This window comes from Porphyromonas sp. COT-108 OH1349 (genome assembly GCF_000768755.1).
In the GTDB taxonomy this organism is placed as follows: domain Bacteria; phylum Bacteroidota; class Bacteroidia; order Bacteroidales; family Porphyromonadaceae; genus Porphyromonas_A; species Porphyromonas_A canoris.
In genome coordinates this window covers 74,493-95,058 of record NZ_JRAH01000013.1, presented here as the reverse complement: position 1 = coordinate 95,058, position 20,566 = coordinate 74,493, and the positions used below count along the sequence as shown (strand labels likewise).

14 protein-coding genes are annotated in these 20,566 nt (G+C 43.9%); 3 read left to right on the top strand and 11 right to left on the bottom strand.

Going from position 1 to position 20,566, the window contains the following annotated elements; all coding sequences use genetic code 11:
• Positions 1–45: 45 nt before the first annotated feature.
• Together rd and JT26_RS02380 are read right to left on the bottom strand one after the other, a co-directional pair.
• On the bottom strand, positions 46–210 hold the full coding sequence (gene rd / locus JT26_RS10395; protein ID WP_081966359.1) for a rubredoxin: 165 nt from the start codon (positions 208–210) through the stop codon (positions 46–48).
• Between the two features lie 147 nt (positions 211–357).
• Positions 358–2,349 carry a M13 family metallopeptidase gene (locus tag JT26_RS02380; RefSeq protein WP_036845649.1) on the bottom strand — a complete coding sequence of 664 codons (1,992 nt, stop codon included), beginning with the start codon at positions 2,347–2,349 and terminating at the stop codon, positions 358–360.
• Positions 2,350–2,587: 238 nt separating this feature from the next.
• Between JT26_RS02380 and JT26_RS02375 the strand changes: the two genes are divergently transcribed.
• A complete protein-coding gene (locus JT26_RS02375) occupies positions 2,588–2,992 on the top strand; it encodes an START-like domain-containing protein (protein ID WP_052079433.1) in 405 nt (134 codons plus the stop codon).
• 187 nt (positions 2,993–3,179) lie between these two features.
• Here JT26_RS02375 and eno read toward each other — a convergent pair whose 3' ends face one another.
• The 3 genes from eno to JT26_RS02360 form a co-directional block, all read right to left on the bottom strand.
• On the bottom strand, positions 3,180–4,466 hold the full coding sequence (eno, locus tag JT26_RS02370; RefSeq protein ID WP_036791543.1) for a phosphopyruvate hydratase: 1,287 nt from the start codon (positions 4,464–4,466) through the stop codon (positions 3,180–3,182).
• Positions 4,467–4,552: 86 nt separating this feature from the next.
• On the bottom strand, positions 4,553–5,755 hold the full coding sequence (kbl, locus tag JT26_RS02365) for a glycine C-acetyltransferase (RefSeq protein WP_036791540.1): 1,203 nt from the start codon (positions 5,753–5,755) through the stop codon (positions 4,553–4,555).
• Between the two features lie 26 nt (positions 5,756–5,781).
• The gene (locus JT26_RS02360) at positions 5,782–6,258 is read right to left on the bottom strand and encodes a type I restriction enzyme HsdR N-terminal domain-containing protein (protein ID WP_152566965.1); all 477 of its coding nucleotides are present in this window, start codon (positions 6,256–6,258) and stop codon (positions 5,782–5,784) included.
• A 1,035-nt stretch (positions 6,259–7,293) separates the two neighbouring features.
• On the opposite strand from JT26_RS02360, the gene holA reads away from it, so the two are divergent.
• Positions 7,294–8,319, top strand: a complete 1,026-nt coding sequence (gene holA / locus JT26_RS02355) for a DNA polymerase III subunit delta (protein ID WP_036845643.1) — start codon at positions 7,294–7,296, stop codon at positions 8,317–8,319.
• Between the two features lie 16 nt (positions 8,320–8,335).
• Positions 8,336–8,890 (top strand): NUDIX domain-containing protein, encoded by a 555-nt coding sequence (locus JT26_RS02350; protein WP_036791534.1) that lies wholly within the window; start codon positions 8,336–8,338, stop codon positions 8,888–8,890.
• A 199-nt stretch (positions 8,891–9,089) separates the two neighbouring features.
• Here the strand turns inward: JT26_RS02350 and JT26_RS02345 are convergent, their stop codons facing one another.
• From JT26_RS02345 to JT26_RS02320, 6 genes are all read right to left on the bottom strand, one after another.
• A complete protein-coding gene (locus JT26_RS02345; RefSeq protein WP_152566964.1) occupies positions 9,090–11,960 on the bottom strand; it encodes a hypothetical protein in 2,871 nt (956 codons plus the stop codon).
• A gap of 202 nt (positions 11,961–12,162) precedes the next feature.
• Positions 12,163–13,359 carry an OmpA family protein gene (locus tag JT26_RS02340; protein WP_036791532.1) on the bottom strand — a complete coding sequence of 399 codons (1,197 nt, stop codon included), beginning with the start codon at positions 13,357–13,359 and terminating at the stop codon, positions 12,163–12,165.
• Positions 13,360–13,394: 35 nt separating this feature from the next.
• Complete coding sequence (locus tag JT26_RS02335; protein WP_036845639.1) at positions 13,395–16,253, bottom strand: hypothetical protein; 2,859 nt, start codon at positions 16,251–16,253, stop codon at positions 13,395–13,397.
• 1,092 nt (positions 16,254–17,345) lie between these two features.
• Positions 17,346–18,356 carry an electron transfer flavoprotein subunit alpha/FixB family protein gene (locus JT26_RS02330; protein ID WP_036791527.1) on the bottom strand — a complete coding sequence of 337 codons (1,011 nt, stop codon included), beginning with the start codon at positions 18,354–18,356 and terminating at the stop codon, positions 17,346–17,348.
• Positions 18,357–18,381: 25 nt separating this feature from the next.
• Positions 18,382–19,167: an electron transfer flavoprotein subunit beta/FixA family protein gene (locus JT26_RS02325; RefSeq protein ID WP_036791523.1), complete on the bottom strand. Its 786-nt coding sequence runs from the start codon at positions 19,165–19,167 to the stop codon at positions 18,382–18,384.
• 9 nt (positions 19,168–19,176) lie between these two features.
• Positions 19,177–20,316, bottom strand: coding sequence for an acyl-CoA dehydrogenase (locus JT26_RS02320; RefSeq protein WP_036791519.1), 1,140 nt, complete (start codon positions 20,314–20,316; stop codon positions 19,177–19,179).
• Between the last annotated feature and the right edge of the window lie 250 nt (positions 20,317–20,566).

The following is a 20,566-nucleotide window of genomic DNA, read 5'->3' as shown; positions in this document are numbered from 1 at the left end:
AAAGCAGCATTAGGTTCTCTCCGATAAGCTCTACAAAGCCTTGTATCAGTCTTCAAGAGGTCTGAAGTCGCTCTTTTCGGCTCCACAGATAGGACATACCCAATCATCGGGAATATCTTCAAAAGGAGTGCCTGGAGCGATACCTCCGTCAGGATCACCTATCTCCGGATCATAAACCCAGTCGCAAGGCTGGCAAACATACTTTTTCATTTTCATTTTTGTTATAAAAGATTCAACATAGATGCACCGATAGTGCACTTTAGTAATACAATCAACTTTCGGCAAAGATATAGAAAATCTATTGCTTGTACAATATACAAAGAGAGACGACACCGTCGCCTCTCTCTGTGAAAATCTTTACCAAACCAATACCCTCTTCTCAGGGGCAAGATACATGGCGTCGCCCTCTTTGATTCCGAAGGCTTCGTAGAATGCCGGGATGTTTTTGAGTGTTTGGTTCACTCTCCATTTACCAAGGCTGTGAACATCGAGCTTGGTGAGCCTCAAGATCTCTTCCTTTCTGATGTTTTGTCCCCACAGACGAGCGTAAGCAATGAAGAAGCGTTGATCCGCGGTTTGTCCTTCTATGAGAGGATCTTTTTCGGGCATATTGTTCTTCATTGCCATGTGTGCCACCAAAAGTCCTCCCTGATCCGCGATGTTTTCTCCGAGGGTCAGCTGACCATTTGCACGCACATCGTCCGCAACGACAATCTCATCAAACTGCTTCACAAGCTCTACGGATGCTTCCTTGAACTTCGCTTCATCTTCCGGCTGCCACCAGTTGGAGACATTTCCATCCTTATCGAAGTTGCGTCCCTGATCGTCAAATCCGTGAGTCATTTCATGGCCGATCACAACGCCTATTGCACCATAATTCACCGCATCATCCGCTTCAAGACTGAAGAATGGAGGTTGAAGAATACCTGCCGGGAAGCATATCTCGTTTGTTGCGGGGTTGTAATAAGCGTTCACTTCATGCGGATTCATCAACCAGCGCTCCTTATCTACAGGAGTACCGAAGTCTTGATCGTTCTTTCCCTTTTCAAACATAGCTATATTCTTGATATAGCCATAAAGAGAGCCGGTATCTTCTTTTATCCCCTCATAAGTGTCCCACTTTTCGGGATAGCCTATCTTCACACGGAAGGTGCTTAGCTTTTCCAAACCCTTTTGCTTGGTCTCTTCGGTCATCCATTCGAGGTTTTGGATGCGTTGTGCAAGCGATTCTTTCAAGTCTTCCACGAGGTTAAGCATACGCTCTTTTGCCTTCGGAGGGAAGTAGGTCTTGGTGTACTCTTGAGCCACAACATGTCCGAATGAGGAGTTTACCAGCTGAACAGCACTCTTCCAACGAGGCTGCATCTCTGTACGTCCCCCCAAGATGCGTCCGTGAAACTCAAAAGAGGCTTTGCGGAAATCGTTGCTCAAGAACGAAGCAGCGTCATCCAAAAGAATCCCTTTGAGGTAAGTGATCGCTCTATCCAAAGGAAGCTCTTGGAACCACTTGTCGAAGCTGTTGAAGTAACCCTCTTGAGCCACATTGATGGTCTCGAATCCGGCAACGGCTTCACGAGGAGCAAAGTAACGCTCGAAAGGGAATTGGAAAGAGGAGATGAGCTTCTTTCTGGTGTACTTGTTGTAGTTCTTGTGAGTGTCTCTAAGCTCTATGCTGCTGTAATGCATACGTGCAAGCTCTGTCTCTACCTCCAATACCGTTTTGGCTTTCTCCTTTGCAGCTTCCGGCTCTATGCCTTCTGCCAACACGAAAAGAGAAGAGAGATAGTCTATATAAGAGTTTTGAAATTTATCCAGACTCTCTTGTTCGAGGTAGTAGTCCCTATCCCCCATTATGAGTCCGCCTTGAGTAAGATGCAGGATATTGGTGTTGCTGTCTTCATTATCCGCATAGACATAGTCCGAGAAGAACGGATTGTCGCCATGAAGATTGGCTTCTGCAAGATAGGCAACAAGATCCTCCTTGGAAGAGAGAGCATTGATCTTTTCAAGATCCTGCTGTATGGGAGCGGCACCATCGGCATTGAGCTTTGCGCTATCCATAGCCATATTGTAAAGGAGTGCCGCTTTATAAGCGTCCGTTCCGGGCTGAATATCTCCACTGCTCATACTTGTGATGATGCGGCGGACAATATTTTGCGCACTGTCTCTGAGTACATCAAACGTGCCGTAGCGACCATATTCGGGTTTAAGCGGATTTGCCTCCATCCACTCCGTATTCACGAAGGCGTAAAAGTCTTCTTGAGGTTCCGGCGTGACTTTCTTCTTGGTGCATCCTGTGAGGATAAAAGATGCAACCACTCCTGTAAAAAGAATCTGTTTAAGGTTCATGATTTTTCTGTTTAAGTTATCTGAATGTAGAAAATATATTTGTGCTCTTTTCAATATAAGCAATTTACGTTTCAAAAGTACAAAAAATAGTCGCAGGCTATAACTGGTATCTTTAAGAATAACAACCCTTTTTCAGTAATAAAATGCCATTCAAGAGAACATTTATATTTAATTACGATATTCTTTGTTAATCAAATATCTTTTTGTATATTAGGGGCATCACCAAAAGTTATCTGCTATGAAAGTGCATGAGACATCGTATAGAGAAGAGTTTCTATTGAATCATGTTTCTGTAAAGAGCCTATGGAATCAGATCTCTACATCTAAAGGATTAGCAGATTGGTTTGCGTACAATGTGGAGAGGAATGCGGATCAGTTTATATTCTTTTGGGATAAGAAGAACATGTCAACAGCATTGCTCATAGTCTCCGATCCCGAAAGATTTATCTCCTTTCAGTGGGAAGACGAAGCTCCGAACAGTCAAGAAGCGCGTTATCTGTCCTTTGAGATCATTAAGGCAGAAATATCCGGAGCGGTCTCTCTGCTCGTAAGAGATGATGCTCTTTCCACAGAAGATCCAAGTGCCGATGCTATCTGGAGCAAGCACATATCACAATTGAAGAAAAGCCTTGGCTTGATGTGATTACTCTTCGAAAGTATCTCTACCGGAGATAAAAAAGAAACAAACAAACGGCTGATAAGAGCCAAAACAGACCGCCGAGACTTTTACGAAAAAACAATGATCTTATGCAAAAAAACCGATACAGATGCAACCACATCCGTATCGGTTTTCCTATTATTCTTCGAGAAGCTTTCGCTTCCGGTCCGAATTACTTGCGAACTACTCTCTTGTAGCCATACTGAGCAAGTTCACCAAGCTCTTCTTCTATGCGAAGAAGCTGGTTGTACTTAGCCATACGGTCCGAACGGCTGAGAGATCCGGTCTTAATCTGTCCGGAGTTTGTAGCCACTGCGATGTCTGCAATGGTTGAGTCTTCAGTTTCGCCCGAACGGTGAGAAGTAACGGTAGTATAGCCGTGACGGTGTGCAAGCTCTATGGTATCCAATGTTTCGGATAGCGTTCCGATCTGGTTCACCTTAACAAGAACAGAGTTAGCGCATCCCAACTCGATACCCTTGCGTAGGAACTCTACGTTGGTAACGAACAAGTCATCACCCACAAGCTGTACCTTATCACCTATTTCGGCTGTAAGCTTAGCCCATCCGCTCCAGTCGCCTTCGTCCATACCGTCTTCGATAGAGTCGATAGGATACTTAGCCACAAGCTCTTTAAGGTATGCCACTTGTTCGTCAGAGTTACGCTTGGCGCCTTGAGGGCCTTCAAACTTAGAATAGTCATATACACCATCTTTGTAAAACTCTGAAGCCGCACAGTCCAAAGCGATACGAACATCTTCCCCCGGCTTGTAACCTGCCTTGCGGATAGCTTCCATGATAGACTCGAGAGCATCTTCCGTACCGGAAAGAGCAGGAGCAAAACCACCCTCATCACCTACTGCGGTAGAGAGGTTACGGTCATGAAGCACTTTCTTAAGGGCATGAAAGATCTCGGCACCCATACGCAAACCTTCACGGAAAGAAGGTGCGCCCACAGGACGAATCATAAACTCTTGGAATGCGATAGGCGCATCGGAGTGAGAGCCACCATTGATGATGTTCATCATAGGTACAGGCAATACATATGTGTTAGTACCACCGATGTAGCGGTACAACGGCATACCGAGATACTCTGCTGCTGCTCTGGCCACTGCAAGAGACACACCAAGCATGGCGTTTGCTCCGAGTTTAGACTTGGTCTTAGTGCCATCGAGCTCCAGCATTACGCGGTCTATCTTTCTTTGTTCAAGTACAGAGTAGCCTATAATTTCCGGTGCAATCACAGTATTGATATTCTCTACTGCCTTAAGTACACCCTTTCCGAGATAGCGGTTCTTGTCTCCGTCTCTAAGCTCAAGAGCTTCATTCTCACCTGTGGATGCTCCCGATGGAACAGCTGCACGTCCCATTACGCCGCATGCCAAGTGTACATCTACCTCTACTGTTGGGTTACCTCGCGAGTCTAACACTTCGCGTCCGATTACTTTGATTATTTCCATAAAAATGTTTTTAGTTTGAACTACGACATTTATCTCTTTTATATCTGTTCAAAGATAGTAATATTTGTCGAGACTCTCCCTATTATTTACTTTATTACACCCATCTCTTTGCCCACTTTGATGAAAGCGGCGATGGCTCTGTCCAGTTGCTCTTGAGTATGAGCAGCAGAAAGTTGCACACGGATACGTGCTTCGCCTTTCGGCACTACCGGATAGTAGAATCCTGTTACGTAGATACCCTCCTCCAACAGACGGGCTGCGTAGTCTTGCGAAAGCTTGGCATCGTACAGCATGATGGCACATATCGCACTCTGTGTAGGCTTGATGTCGAAGCCGGCATCCACCATTCTTGTGCGGAAATACTCTACATTGGACATCAGAGTGGTGTGTAGCTCATCGCTTTCGTTCAGCATCTTGAACACTTCCAAAGATGCTCCCACCACTGCGGGAGGTATAGAGTTGGAGAAGAGATAAGGACGGCTTCTCTGGCGAAGCATGTCTATGATCTCTTTAGGACCGGTTGTAAACCCTCCGATGGCACCTCCGAATGCCTTTCCGAGCGTACCGGTGTGGATGTCTATACGTCCGTAGCAGTCGTACTTCTCTGCCACACCTCTACCGGTGGCACCTACCACTCCGGCGGAATGACACTCATCCACCATCACAAGAGCATCGTACTTCTCTGCAAGATCGCATATCTTGTCCATAGGGGCTACGTTTCCATCCATCGAGAAGACACCGTCCGTAACGATGATGCGATGGCGTTGGGCTTGAGCCTGTTTGAGGCACTCTTCCAGCTCTTCCATGTTTGCATTGGCAAAGCGATACCTTTTGGCTTTACACAAGCGCACTCCGTCGATGATGGAAGCGTGGTTGAGAGAGTCGGATATGATGGCATCCTCTTCTCCGAAAAGCGGTTCGAAGACACCTCCGTTGGCATCGAAGCAGGCAGCATAAAGGATTGTGTCTTCTGTCTTGAAGTAGCGAGCGATCTCCTGTTCCAGCTCTTTGTGAAGATCTTGCGTACCGCAAATAAAACGTACGGAGCTCATACCGTAACCGTGGCTTTGGATAGCCTTGATGGCTGCATCCTCTACTCTTTTGTTGTTACTGAGTCCGAGATAGTTGTTTGCACAGAAGTTGAGTACGCTCTTTTCTGTTCCGTCCGCGCCTTGAACCTTAATTTCAGAATACTGAGGAGTGGTGATGATTCTTTCATTCTTGTACAGACCTGCAGCTTTAATCTCAGAAAGCTCACCTTGCAAGTGCTGTTTCATTTTTCCAAACATAAATCTTAGGTTATTTTAGGTAAATATTATTTTGCATCAAACTTGCTTCCCGCCTCCTGCACCTCTGCATAAGAGGGGATGGAGCGGAGCATCTCGAACGGCTCTTCCGGCGTAAGACGGCGAAAGCAGGCTATCCTCTTCCCATTGGTAATGATGATGTAGAGCACGCCCAACGTGGCATTGTACCGCAATGCCTGCTCCAAAACCTCCGGCGTAAGGGCTACGCTCTCCGCCTTATACTCTATCAAAAGAAGCGGACGAAGGGAGTTATGATACACCACCGTATCTGCCCGGCGAGAGAGTTTTCCCACCTGCAACGACACTTCATTCGCCATGAGAGCGGGCATATAGCCATAGGAGGAGATGAGCAGATGCACAAACCTCTGCCGGACATACTCTTCCGGGGTGAGAGCAACGTATCTGCCACGAAGGCGGTCAAAGATCTCTCTTTTTCCATCCCCGACCGGCCGGATTCTCGGCATTGTCTCTTCACTTCGGCTCATCTTCTTATTCTACGCTCCGCAGTTGGTAAAAAATACTCCGTTACGAGTACGAAGTTAGGAAAAAACATTGTAACAGACCTGCTTTGAGAGAGTAGATTCTTCTCTCTTGAAAGGAAAGAAAAAGCACCGGACTCAAATACCCCGAAATGGAGCAAAATAAGACCGATCAGGGTCGGTATGTTTTATATAAAAACAGTGTTTCGGAACGGTTCCGAAAGCCTCTTCTCTTTTTCCGCTTTGGAGGCTCATCTGTTCAGAGAAAAGCCATAATAACCTATCAATGAAAGAAATAGAGAAAATCTCAAATTCAGAAAAAATTTTTTCTCAGTCCATTTCATGGGGCTTTTTCGCGTTAATAGCTGTGAATTTTAACACCCCTACCTGTAAAGAAAATCTAATAAAGAAATTTGCCTTTTCAAGGTCTTTTTAGGGTAAAAATACTTAGTCGGCTGATATTGAGATCTTTAATGTTTTTGGCTAAACACTTTAATCGAATCCGGTAAACGTATTAAATGAAATCGCTAAACGTGTTCGTTGAAAAATTAAACACGTTAAGCCGACAAAATATGCTCGTTTAGCGTTTTGGCTTAACAGGTATCGGAATTTGTGTTAATAAAACAGCCCGAATTTAACAGTTCGGTCGTGCTCTGAAAACGACCCCTCCGATCAAAATAGAGAGCAAGAAAAAAGTGAGCATTTTTCGGGATGGAATATATAAAAACAGCCCTCCGAAAAGAGAGCCGAAAGAGGATATTTTTCCCCGTAAAAGGAGAAAGGGATAAAGCACAGAAGGGCAAAACGAATACGAGGTAAAGAATTTTCATCCTCTACCTCATATCGGGGGAGCGAGAGGATTGCTCCATCTCTCTCCAAGTTTTAACTTTAATCTTGACGCAAAGATAGAAATATTTTTTCACAAACACAAAATCCACAACAAAATGAATGCGCAAGATATAGACCTTTCGCACAGAGAGAAGCGGAGGTTTTCACTATATTTGTTGGGGAATAAAAGATTTATCTCAAACCTCAAGAGATATGCCATATATTGAAGATTACGAAAAAGTGATGGCTCTTATCTCCCCCGAAAAGAGTCCGAACCTCTACATACTCGGAGGAGAAGAGATCTATCTGACATCGAGAATAGAGAAAGCGATCCTGAACAATCTGCTGGACGAAGCGGAGAAGGACTTCAATCTCTCCATCCTTTACGGCGCAGACACTTCGCCGGGCGAGATTCTGAGCCATGCCCTTCGCTATCCGATGATGGCGAAACATCTGCTCGTGGTGGTGAAAGATGCCGGTAAAATGCACAGCCTTGATGGTATGGAGAGCGTGATAGAGCGACTCCCTGCAACCACGATACTGGCAATGAACTTCGAGGGAAAGAATCTGGACAGGCGAAAGGCTTGGATAAAGGCGGCGGAGAAGAGCGAAAAGAGTGTGGTGTTCAACTCTCCGAAGCTGACACCATACAAGATTCGAAAACCGCTGGAGTGGCTTATGAAAGAGGCAGGAGTGCTCCTCAGCGAGCCGGGAAAAGAGTTGCTGCTGGAGAATAGCGGTACAGACCTCACTCGCCTGTACCAAGAGCTGCAGAAGCTATCCCTGACATCGTATGCGAAAGAGGGCGTGGTGATTCCGCCCACTGCGGTAATGGAGTACATCGGTCTCTCCAGAGAGTTTACCATATTCGAGTTCCAAAAAGCTCTTGCCTCCAAAGATGCAGCAAAAGCACTTAAGATAGCCAGAGCGTATGCGGCTGATCCGAAAAATCATCCCGTACAGATGATTCTCTCGATGCTGTTCAACTTCTTTTCCAACCTGCTCATTGCTTTCGATGCGCCTTCCAAAAGGGAGGAAGACCTGGCTAAGTTTTTGGGACTCAACTCCGCTTTTCAGTCGAAAGACTACCAGTATGCCCTGCATCATTTCCGAAGACCCAAGGTGATGAACATCATCTCCCTCATCAGAAGATGCGATGCACGCAGCAAAGGGCTCTATACAAACGATACGGATCCGGCGCCGATACTTACGGATCTGGTATTCTATATTACCTCTTGAGATCTTGAGAAGCATTATGACACACGTTTTGTCTCACTTCCGGTTCTGTCCTCACTGTGGCAGCGACCGGTTTTTCCCAAATAACATCAAGAGCAAACGCTGCGATCATTGCGGATTTGTCTACTACCTGAACCCCTCTGCGGCTTGCGCTGCAATCATACGGGAGAAAGGGTCGGGGCGTATCTTGGTGGCAATAAGAGCGAACGAGCCGGCAAAAGGTATGTATGACCTGCCGGGCGGATTCTCTGACCTGAATGAGTGTTCGGAGGAGAGCATCCTGCGTGAAGTGGCAGAAGAGATCTCCCCTAAGCTGGTAGAGGATGCAGCCGACACGCTTCGCTTTCTCTTTTCACGCCCTAACCTCTACCTCTATTCCGGCATGACCATCCCGACAATGGACATGATCTATCTTCTTGAAGTGGAAGATCTCTCTCCTTATGTCGGAGAAGGAAGAGACGATGTGGAGTCCCTCATCGCTCTGCATCCCGATGAGATAGATCCGAACAAGTTTGGCTTCGACTCCATACGCCGGGCATTCGTCAAGTATCGGGATATGGAGAGACATTCATAGCAGAATGATCTCCAGGCAAAAGACTCTTACAGTAGTATAAAAGGTTCGTCAAAAGGGAAATCCTTTGACGAACCTTTTTTTTGTAGCAGAGAAGCTTCAATTAAGAGCATAAAAAGTCGCAGGACAAACCCGACTAATGTCCGAGCTGTCCTGCGAAAAATATATGCCTGACTATTCTCTATAAATATTTTACAGAATATTAGTCATTGGTTTCCGAGTAGGTTATAGTTACCGGTGGGTGTCCACTTTCAAGGTCTATTCTATAAGTTCCGTCAGAATTTCTTCTGATTATACCCACTCCGTAGTCTCCTTGACGTGACCAATGTCTTGTCCTTGAGGTAATTCTACTTCCCAAATAAACTGTATTCATGAAGAATCCCGGTGTTGATGGTCCGGAAGGATTCAAGTCACTCCGAGAAATAACCTCTCCGATACCCGGTATATTGATAGTTGCCATTGCAAAGCCATAAGTAAGCTTCAAGGCTTCTTCTTTTGAATAAAGCTTCGGATAGACATACTCTAACTGCTTTCCGCCATGACCGACAAGAGTTCCCACCAGCATGACTTCTTCCGGCATACGTGTAAAGTCCATTCCAGAGTAGTCCCATTCTCCCTTCACACCTAAGAACAGATCCGGGATGTTAGGATTTGAATTTTTCTGAACTTTGATCAGTTTGAGACTCTTTAATGTAGGTCCGATTTGGAAAGGTTCCATAAATGCAACGCCTTCCCAAGTTACCTTTGCACCATAATAAGAAGTATGCTGTGTCACAGTGAAATAGTCTTTCTGACCCGGTTGCCAATTTGTAGCATATCCAGCTTTTCTCCCAGTATGGTGGGGCATGATATATCTATTGGCACGAATCTCGAAGATTCTATCCGTACGGAAGCCCTGAGTGCTATTCCCCATGTCTATGGCTTTATTGATAGTTCCCACAGGATCCAAATGGTCGGTTACCGGATAGGGAATAAACTTTATCTCTGTTACCTTAGGCAGATAGTTCGGCAGGTCTTCCCATTGTTTACCCGGATCTACTTGTCTAAGTATTCTAAAGAACAGCCTAACATGGTCGTATATCACAGGTCTGTGGGGTGCCACACTCTCTGCCAATACGAGCTTCATCTGCATCTGATTAGGAACGTATGTATTGGTAGCAGACTGCTTTGTCATTCCACCTATAGTAACCTCTTTAACATATCCCCAACGCTTTTCAACTTCAGGAATTAGAGGAAGGTCTTCACGAGGGATCATGAATTCTCCCTTATCATTTGCTTGGAAGGTCTTGTCCGCAGGAAGACCCGGCATACCTTTCACAGTAGCAAAAGGAGCCAGGTTTCCATTATCATCATAAACCTTATAAAGCACTCCTCCATCTTCTGTACGTACATATTCTCCGAAGTCTTTTTGAGAATACTGTGCAATAACGTTTGGAATACCCTTTATGATCTTAACAATCGCTCCCGGTTGTCCCGGTTCTCCCGGTTTACCATCGGACCCATCATCACCATCACGTCCACGCAAGTATTCAAAGAAGTGATCTATGGTATCGTCCCCTTCGGGCCACTCTTCGCCTGTTCTATGGTTGCGCAAAGGATCTGCCGTACCGGCACGAGCCTTAAGTTCATCGTACCAAAGCTTATAGGCAGAGATACCGGACTTTCCATTTGGACCTGTGAGGTATCTGAAGAAGTCATGCTCACTCACTTCACTGGCAGGCCAATTTTCTCCAGGTTTATTAGGATTTTTGATCTTACCATCAAGCACGTCTCTCTTCCAAATCTCATAAGCAGAAAGACCATCTTTGCCATCGTCTCCCTGATCTCCTTTCTTTCCCTTAGCTCCACGAAGATATCTCCAGAAGTCTGCAATAGTATCTTCATTCTCAGGCCATGGATTACCGGTCTTATGATCTATGATCTTTCCCGCTTTAAGATCATCAAACCAAAGCTCGTATGCAGATTTTGCATCGCTTCCGTCCGCTCCCTTCTTACCACGTGCAGGAATACTGGTATCAACATCTCCAATCCACCAATTGCCATTCTCTCCAATGCGTGGAGAAAGCCCATCTTTGCCATTTTTACCATCCTGTCCTCTGGCTGGCACTCCGGTATCTTTATCGCCAAACCACCAGTTGCCATTCTCGCCAATGCGTGGAGAACGGCCATCAATACCGTCCTTGCCATCTTGACCTGCCGCAGGAACACCGGTGTCTTTACCGTCAAACCACCAGTTACCATTCTCTCCTATTTCCGGAGAGATACCATCTTTACCATCGGCTCCATCTTTACCATCCTGACCTTTGGCCGGTATGCCGGTGTCTTTATCACCAATCCACCAATTGCCATTCTCGCCAATGTGTGGGGTAGTACCGGCAACACCGTCCTTACCATCTTGACCTCTGGCAGGTATTCCCGTATCTTTATCACCAAACCACCAGTTGCCATTCTCACCAATATGCGGAGTGACTCCGTCTCTACCATCTTTACCATCTTTACCTTTAAGGTATTGGAAGTAGTCGACCAGTTCCACTTTATCTTTTGGCCAATCTATGGTTCCGTCAAGGACTTCTTTCTTCCATATTTCATAAGCAGAGACACCGTTCTTACCGTCTTTACCTATCGTACCATAAGCATATACTCCAGTGTCCTTGCTACCGATCCACCAATTGCCATTCTCGCCAATATGTGGAGTCTTACCATCTCGACCGATAATAAAATCCCAAAAGTCTGCTTCTGTATTTCTTTCTGCAGGCCACATCTCTTTTGGATTGTGAGGATTAGGAGTCTTACCATCCGCTATCATCTCTTTCCAAAGCTCATAGGAAGACTTACCATTTTCTCCCTTATCTCCTTTCTGACCCTTGATGTAAACAAGAAAATCTGTTACATCAATTTTATCTTTAGGCCAGTTGATTTCTCCGGCATTCACTTGTTCGACCCAGACTTCATATGCAGATCTACCGGTAGGACCTTGAGGTCCGTCGGGAAGACCAAAGTTCATATTCCCGCAAGATGATACCGATAAAGTGAACAAGAATACCCAGAAACCGAATATTGCTTTCTTGGTCATAAGCATCATTGTTATTGTTGTTTCTTTAATTATACACCAAGCACTCTCGAAGTAAACTCTTCCGAAAGAGTGCTAATACCTGTGTTTGAGATTCCAAACCTCAAAGTAAAGACCGGAGCACTTGAGAGAAGCACTCCAAGTGCTCCGTATCTTGTAATATGTCTGTTATCTCAAAACATCACTTTGTTTTCAGAGGATAGTATTACTTAAGGTAGTTCCAATAGTCCATATTGATAACTCTCTCGATAGTAACCTTACGATCACCTCTACGAGTGTTATCCGGAGCACTTTCCTTAACGTAAGCAACCTTCTTACCCACTCCTCTGAACTTAAGCATCTCACGAGGAATATTTCTCTGAATAAGAGCATCTACAACAGCTTTAGCGCGACGCTCAGATAGACCGAGATTATAGTTTGAAGAACCAACAGCATCTGTATAACCAATAATAAGATACTTGCGGTTAAGATCTCCTCTCAATATATCTGCAATTCTATCTATAACTTCCTGAGAGTCTTGTGTAATAGTAGCCTTATCAAACTCAAAGAATACATAGTTGAAGAGTTCGCAAAGAGTTTCGTCACGCTCGATTACCGGAGTAGGAACAATCTTCTCTATAATGGTAGGTTTTTCTACAATGCGCTCAATAACTCTTTCGGTATGTCTGATTTCAGGAGCAGGTTTCTTAGACTTGCCTCCGATACGCCACATCAGTCTTGCAGTTCCCTGCCAAACATTTGCAACATTTTTATGAGGCATGTAGAGATAGTCAGCCTGCAAACCTATACCAAATCCATTGGAAAGCCACATATTGATACCGGTACCAAAAGATACAGGAAAGAGTTGCTTTTGGTCTGCACCACTCTTGTTGTGGTCAAGATCAAAACCCCAATTCATTTGGGATCCGTCGTAGTTCTCAACACCATTGTACAACTGAGTAAATGTCTTATACATATAATTGGCTCCCACACGGAAGAAAGGATCAATGTATTTGGATTCAAAATATTCACCCAAGCGCCATTGAAGTCCAAGGCCTCCCATATACAAGAAACGATCTTCTGTTTTACCTTTTCCGATCGGATCCTTTGCGTATCCTACCGTCCCTTGCAAATCCAAATAGAAGTAAGGATTAAGTTCTCGGGCAATGTAAAGATTTCCTCCAAAAAGAAGATCTCTTTTATTTACCTTGATCTCATGACCTACGGGAGCCTTTTGGAAATCCAAAACGCTCATGCGAGTCATGTGCATACCTGTCCCGCCAATTCCTATTTCCCATGCTCTCTTATGCTTCTTCTCTTGTTCGGGGCGAACTTCAGACTCCGTGTATGTTTGAGCCACTACTTGAGGAGCCAAAAGCACAAACGACAACCCAAGAATATATTTAGAAAATTTATGTATCATAATTTTATTCATATCTGATTGATTCAAACAAGAAATTAGTTTTCGTAAGTGACAGTCACTTTAGGCAAACTAGCCTTTGCATTCTGTACATGGTATCCGGCAGAACCCTTCAACAAGACTCCCAACTTTGTCTCAGTTGGATGCAAATGCAAAAAGTCTTTGTCAATATCCTTGGAGTTACGAAGAGTCTTCACAAATATTGTAGAGCCTAAATATACTGTACTGGAAGTATACGATGTTTGATTTGGACCTGCAGGATTCTTATCACTACCACTTGTTTGTTTTCCCGGTATAGCCTCATAGTAGAAATATGCATAAGATGGTTTTAGTGCTTGAGCTTCAGCTTGTGGCATTTTGTCCGGAGTGACATAGTCCACATCACCAACTGCATTGTACAATAGGTTTCTTCTATAGAAGCCATCCAACTTAATATCCTCATAATTAAACTGTCCACGTACACTTGAGAAGAATACTTCATTGTGAAGATTCTTATTTTCGGTCTTCAATGTCAAACACTTGATTGTAGGAGGAGCTTGATATGGAGCCATTTCACAAACACCATTCCACTGAGGATTCTCTCCGTAGTAAGATGTCTTTAGCTTCACTGAGAAGTACTTCTTTGTTCCATCCCAATAATTCGGATAGTTGTTCTTAAACTCATACTTGTTGGTCATCACATAACGTTTTGTTGGAAGTAGCACAACATCTGTAGCACGAGCAATAGAAGCCAATTCTTGATTTGTAATGGTATTCGGATCATTTCCATTTGTTAAATAAGATGCAATGACGATATTAGTCAAATCAGGCAAATAACTTGGAAGATCCACCCAAGCTCCATTAGGATCGACTTTTCTTTGAATACGGAATCCTAAAATATGGCTATCCGACAAGATTGGTTTATTAGCCTCAGAGGCAACATTCGGATTTTCAAATATTATTCTTGTTCTAATTCTGTTAGGAACATAAGTATTAGGAGCAGATTCTGCTGCCGGTTGTCCTTGTATTGTAACGGACTTAACTTTACCCCAACGTGCTTGGACATCTTGGATCTCCGGAAGATCTTCTTTTTCTACGGTAAAGTAACCTTCATGATCGGCTGTATAGCTCTTGGTCTCAGCCATACCAGGAAGACCTGTAACGACAGCCCCCGGAGCTGGTTTCCCTTCCTTATCATACACTCTATACTGAACACTGCCATCCTTAACACTGACATATTCACTATAATTGATCTGAGTGTATTGAGCAATAACGTTAGGAGCTCCTGCCAAAATAGTTATTTCAGCACCTGGTTTACCCGGCTCACCCGGCTTACCATCTTTACCGTCTTTACCATCTTTACCACGTAGATAGTCAAAGAAGTCATCCATGCTGTTCTTTTCTTTTGGCCATTTTTCTCCTGTTCTGTAGTTCATCAATGGCTTAGGACCATCAAATCTTTCTTCCAATTCTTTCTTCCAAAGAGCGTATGCAGAAAGACCATCCACTCCGTTCTTACCTGTAAGGAATTCCCAGAAGTGATTTTCGTCCACCTTTGTCTTTGGCCAATTTTGAGTAGGATTATTAGGATCTTTTATCTGATCCTTAAGAACCATTTGCTTCCAGATTTCATAAGCAGACAATCCATCTTTTCCATCATTACCTTTCTCTCCCTTGTCTCCCTTAGCACCGCGAAGGTATTTCCAGAAGTCCGTAAGAGTAATTTTATCAACCGGCCATGGATTCCCTGTTTCAGGATCTGTTATTTTACCTGCCTTAACATCTTTAACCCACAACTGATATGCACTTAGACCATCGGCTCCATCTTTACCCTTTTCTCCTTGGGCAGGCACTCCGGTGTCTTTGTCTCCAATCCACCAATTACCGTTATGACCAATATGTGGAGACGTTCCATCTTTTCCATCCTTTCCATCTTTACCCTTGGCAGGTACGCCGGTATCTTTGTCGCCAATCCACCAGTTACCATTCTCGCCAATGTGTGGAGTAACCCCGTCTTGACCATCTTGACCATCTTTACCCTTGGCAGGTACACCGGTATCTTTGTCGCCAATCCACCAGTTACCATTTTCTCCAATATGTGGAGTAACACCATCTTGACCATCTTGGCCATCTTTACCATCTTTACCCTTGGCAGGTACACCGGTATCTTTATCACCAATCCACCAGTTACCATTCTCTCCAATATGTGGAGTAACGCCGGCAACTCCGTCTTTACCATCTTTACCCTTAGCAGGTACACCGGTATCTTCGTCTCCAAACCACCAGTTACCATTAGGACCGATATGTGGAGTAACGCCATCCTTTCCATCTTTACCATCTTTACCTTTCAGGTATTGGAAAAAATGGGAGATTTCTACTTTATCTTTTGGCCAATCTATTCTTCCTGCCAAGACCTCTTGTTTCCAAAGTTCATAAGCAGAGAGACCATTCTTGCCATCGATTCCATCCTTACCTCTTGCAAGCACTCCCGTATCTTTACCGCCGATCCACCAGTTGCCATTTTCGCCAACATACGGTGTATTACCGTCTCTACCGGTGATAAAGTCCCAAAAGTCTGCCTCTGTATTCCTTTCTACAGGCCACATTTCAGAAGGATTGTGTGGATTTGGGGTATTTCCTTTTGCTATAAGCTCTTTCCAAAGCTCGTATGCAGATTTTCCATTTTCCCCTTTATCTCCCTTTTCTCCTTTTATATAGATAAGGAAGTCAGCCATAGAAACTCTGTCCTTTGGCCACTTAACTTTTCCAAGTTCAACTTGTTCTTTCCAGATTTCATAAACAGACTTACCATCTCCTCCCTTAGGACCCGGAGGCAGATGGAAGTTCAGGTCGCTACAAGAATACACAGTCAGTGTAAGCAGCAACGCAAAGAAACCAAATAATGTTTTTCTTACCATAAATGTTTGTAAATTAAGTCGTAAAAGCTACGAGGTGTCTTGCGGAACAACCCTTTCCGCAAGATGACAGAAAAATACCTCGAAAACTCTCTACATTGAATTTATACTCTAAAATCTTATATACCCTCGAAACTATTTATAATCTTATTCTAAATCTCTACTGACGAGTGAAATAAAATAAACAATCCGGTTGCACAAAGATACGACCTTTTATAATAAACATAACAAGAAAGGGTGCTTTTAACTACCATTAAAAATAAATATACAAATCAAACAAAATACACACAAAAGAGATAAGATGCCGGAGTTATTTGAACAGCCGATTATCAGAATAATATTACCTAAACTCAGAAACAAAATAAGAAATTGATTTTATGAAAAATAAATCTCAACCATCAGACTAAAGATTCTGCTTTGATGACCTTACCATCTATTGTTTATTCTTTTTCACTTCCAATGTGGGAAGATCCCTAAAACTTATCATAAAGAAAACACTTTTAGAAAGTAAAGAACTTCTAAAGTTTGAAAACAACAATCTTTTCTAAGTAATATCAGCCCGTAGGGCATTTTCATTTTCAAGGTAAAATAAAGGAAGAAAACCTTTTCAGGGGTGCTTGATTTTACCAATACAATCAGAAGAGAGATATCCTCGAAAAGATTGCAAAAAAAGAAAGTAAAAGCCCTATCCCCGGAATAAACTTTCTGTTTACACTCTCTAAAAGTGTGCAGAATACTTTTACTTCTCCTTCTTGATATGGTTAAAACCGGAAACAAGGAGATAATTCCCTAAAAGCAAATGTTGGTTTGCAAAAAACAAAACGTGAATCCCTAAAAGCAAATCTTGGCTTACAAAAACAAAAACATGAACTCCGAAAAGCAAACCTCGATTTCAAACATTCTTAGGTATCAGCTTACTTTCGCAACAGGTTAAAAGGACTTTTTCAACAGGTTCTTTCTAAAAAATGTCTTCCTTCCGGTCGTATGTTTCAATATCACAGCTTTGTCTTATCTCCGAAAGAAAAAAGACTCCTCCCGAATAGTTCCGCAAGGGCTACCGGGAGGAGTCTCAAGTTAAACACTAACACTTATCGCTTATTTCTTTTCTTGCTGTGCCGATTTTATCTTGGCAGTAAGGATAGGTACGACCTTATGAAGATCTCCTACAACGCCTAAGTCTGCCACTTGGAATATCGGAGCATATTTGTCTTTGTTTATGGCTATGATGTATTCGCTCTCTTCCATTCCGGCCAAGTGCTGTATAGCTCCGGAAACACCTATTGCCATGTAGACATCGGGGCGAACAGTCTTTCCGGTCTGCCCTACTTGTCTTTCGTGTCCGACAAGACCGGCATCTACCATAGCGCGTGAAGAAGCGATCTCTCCATTGATAGTCTTAGCAAGTTCCGAGAGCTTGGAGAAGCCATCGTGAGTTCCCACTCCACGACCACCACAGACGATAAAGTGCGCCTCGGTAATGTCTATCATGTTCTTCTCCTCTTTTTCTCTCTTAAGTAAACGCACACGGAATTTGGATGTATCGAATGGTACGGAGATTTTTTCCACCTCCCCTGTACGATCATACTCCATGGCTTTGCGTCTCATCACTCCCGGACGAACGGTGGACATCTGTGGGCGATGATTCTTGCTGATAATCGTTGCCATGAGATTTCCTCCAAAAGCAGGACGAGTCATCAAAAGATTACGATCATCCCCTATTTCGAGAGAGGTACAGTCTGCTGTAAGTCCGGTCAAAAGGCGAGCAGAAAGACGAGGACCAAGGTCTCGCCCGATAGTTGTGGCACCAAGTAGCACAATCTCAGGCATTTTGCTGTTGATAACGTGTGTTACGGCTTGTGCATAAGGCTCTGTCACGTAGTGTTCCAGATGCTTATCATCTACAACGAGAACAGTGTCTGCACCTGCTGCTATCAACCCCTTTGCTTGGTCTGCAACATTATAACCACACAAAAGTGCTGTGACTTTTTCTCCTAAAGCCTCTGCTAATTCACGAGCCTTACCTATCAACTCGTAAGCAACATTCTGAATGACTCCTTCGCGTTGCTCTGCGAAGACCATTACTCCTTTATATTGTTCTTTATTCATTGTCTTTAGTATGAGGGGTTAGGAATCAGATGATAAATTTCTCTCTCAACTTATTAAATATGATATCTGCAGCTTCTTCCGCTGTAATATCCTCGTGCATGGCTCCCATCGCTTTTGCACCTTTGGTGAACGAACGCTTCACGTTGGTCGGAGATCCTGCCAAACCGATACGGGTAGGATCTACTTCTATCTCGTTTGTACCCCAAACTTCGATAGGCTTATCGTAAGCTTCCATAATACCTCTTACACGCATGTAGCGGGGTTTGTATGCAGAGACAAGGAATGTAAGCATACAAGGCAGATCTACTTCGAGTATCTCGTGTCCTTCTTCTGTTCCTCTACGAACGGTCAAAGTCTTGCTGCCGTCATAGTCCACACTTTCTACATAAGTAATCTGAGGAAGATCCAGCTGTTCGGCTATCTGTGGTCCTACCTGTGCAGTATCACCGTCTATCGCTTGGCGACCGGCGAAGATCACATCACACTCGATCTTTGCCAAAGCTCTTGAAAGAGTATAGCTGGTAGCCAAAGTATCGGCTCCTCCAAACTTCTTATCGCTTACAAGAATAGCCCTATCTGCTCCCATGGCATACGCTTCCCTCAAAATGGCTTCCGCTTGAGGAGGTCCCATGGTTACTACCGTTACATGTGCATTATACTTGTCCTTGAACAAAAGCGCCTGTTCCAATGCGCCCTTATCATCAGGATTCATTATACTTACCACTCCATCACGGATCAGTGTTCCTTTTACAGGATCCAGCTTTATCTCCGTAGTATTTGGCACTTGCTTTATACAAACAACTATTTTCATGATCGGCGATTATTTTAGTAGGTTAGCAGCAATAACCATGCGTTGCACTTCGCTGGTTCCTTCATATATCTCGGTAATCTTGGCATCACGCATCATGCGCTCTACTGGATATTCACGGGTGTAACCGTATCCTCCATGGAACTGTACAGCCTTTACTGTCATATCCATAGCCGTTTCTGCAGCATAAAGTTTTGCTTCTGCAGATTCCATGCTGTACGGCATGCCCATATCTTTCTTCCAGCTTGCCAAGCGCACAAGAAGACGTGCGGCATCTATGCGACATTGTAGATCTGCCAACTGGAATTGTGTGTTTTGGAACTTGGCAAGGCTCTTTCCAAACTGCTTACGCTCTTTAGTGTACTTCACGGTCTCATCCATGGCACCTTGTGCTATACCCAATGCTTGAGAAGCAATTCCGACACGACCTCCATCAAGTGTCTTCATAGCCACTTTGAATCCTCCTCCGACACGTCCCAAGAGGTTTTCTTTAGGAACGATACAGTTTTCAAATATAAGCTCGCATGTTGCAGATCCACGGATACCCAACTTCAACTCTTTCTTTCCGATAGAAAAACCGGGGGTTCCTTTCTCTACGATAAAGGCAGTGATACCTTTTGTCCCTTGCGACTTGTCTGTCATAGCAAATACGATATAGACATGTGCATACTCCGCATTTGTAATGAAGATCTTGTTACCATTAAGGACATAGTGATCACCTCTATCTTCCGCAGTAGTCTGTTGAGCTGCAGCATCTGTTCCGGCATTAGGTTCTGTAAGGCCAAATGCTCCTATCCATTCTCCGGAACATAGCTTGGGAAGATACTTGTTCTTCTGTTCTTCTGTTCCATGCTCATATATAGGAGCCACACAAAGAGAAGTGTGTGCAGAAAGGACTACACCGGTGGTAGCACATACGCGAGATAGTTCTTCTACTGCCATAGAATACATCTGATTGGTAGCTCCTGCTCCTCCGTATTCTACCGGAATGGGAATACCCATCAGCCCTATCTCTCCCATCTTTTTTACCGTTTCGATGGGGAAACGTTCTTGTTCGTCAATCTCAGCAGCCAGAGGGAGTACTTCCTTCTGAGCAAACTCTCGGATCATCTCAAGGAACATTTGTTCTTGTTTGGTTTGAGAAAAGTCCATAAATCTCTGTTTGTATTAGTTTATTTAACATTATGTCTTTCCAATATAGCTCCGATACACTTCTTTATCAGAAAAATGTATCCGGGATGCTACAGGAGTGGCGTATTGCAAGAAAAAAATCTAAGACAATGGTTCTTCGGAACAAATGTAACTCTTTTTCTCCATCTGCAAAGCCTTATTTGGGAACAAAGCTACCCGGGGCTACCACACAGAGATAGCCCCGGAACCTTACAGTATAAATTATAAAACG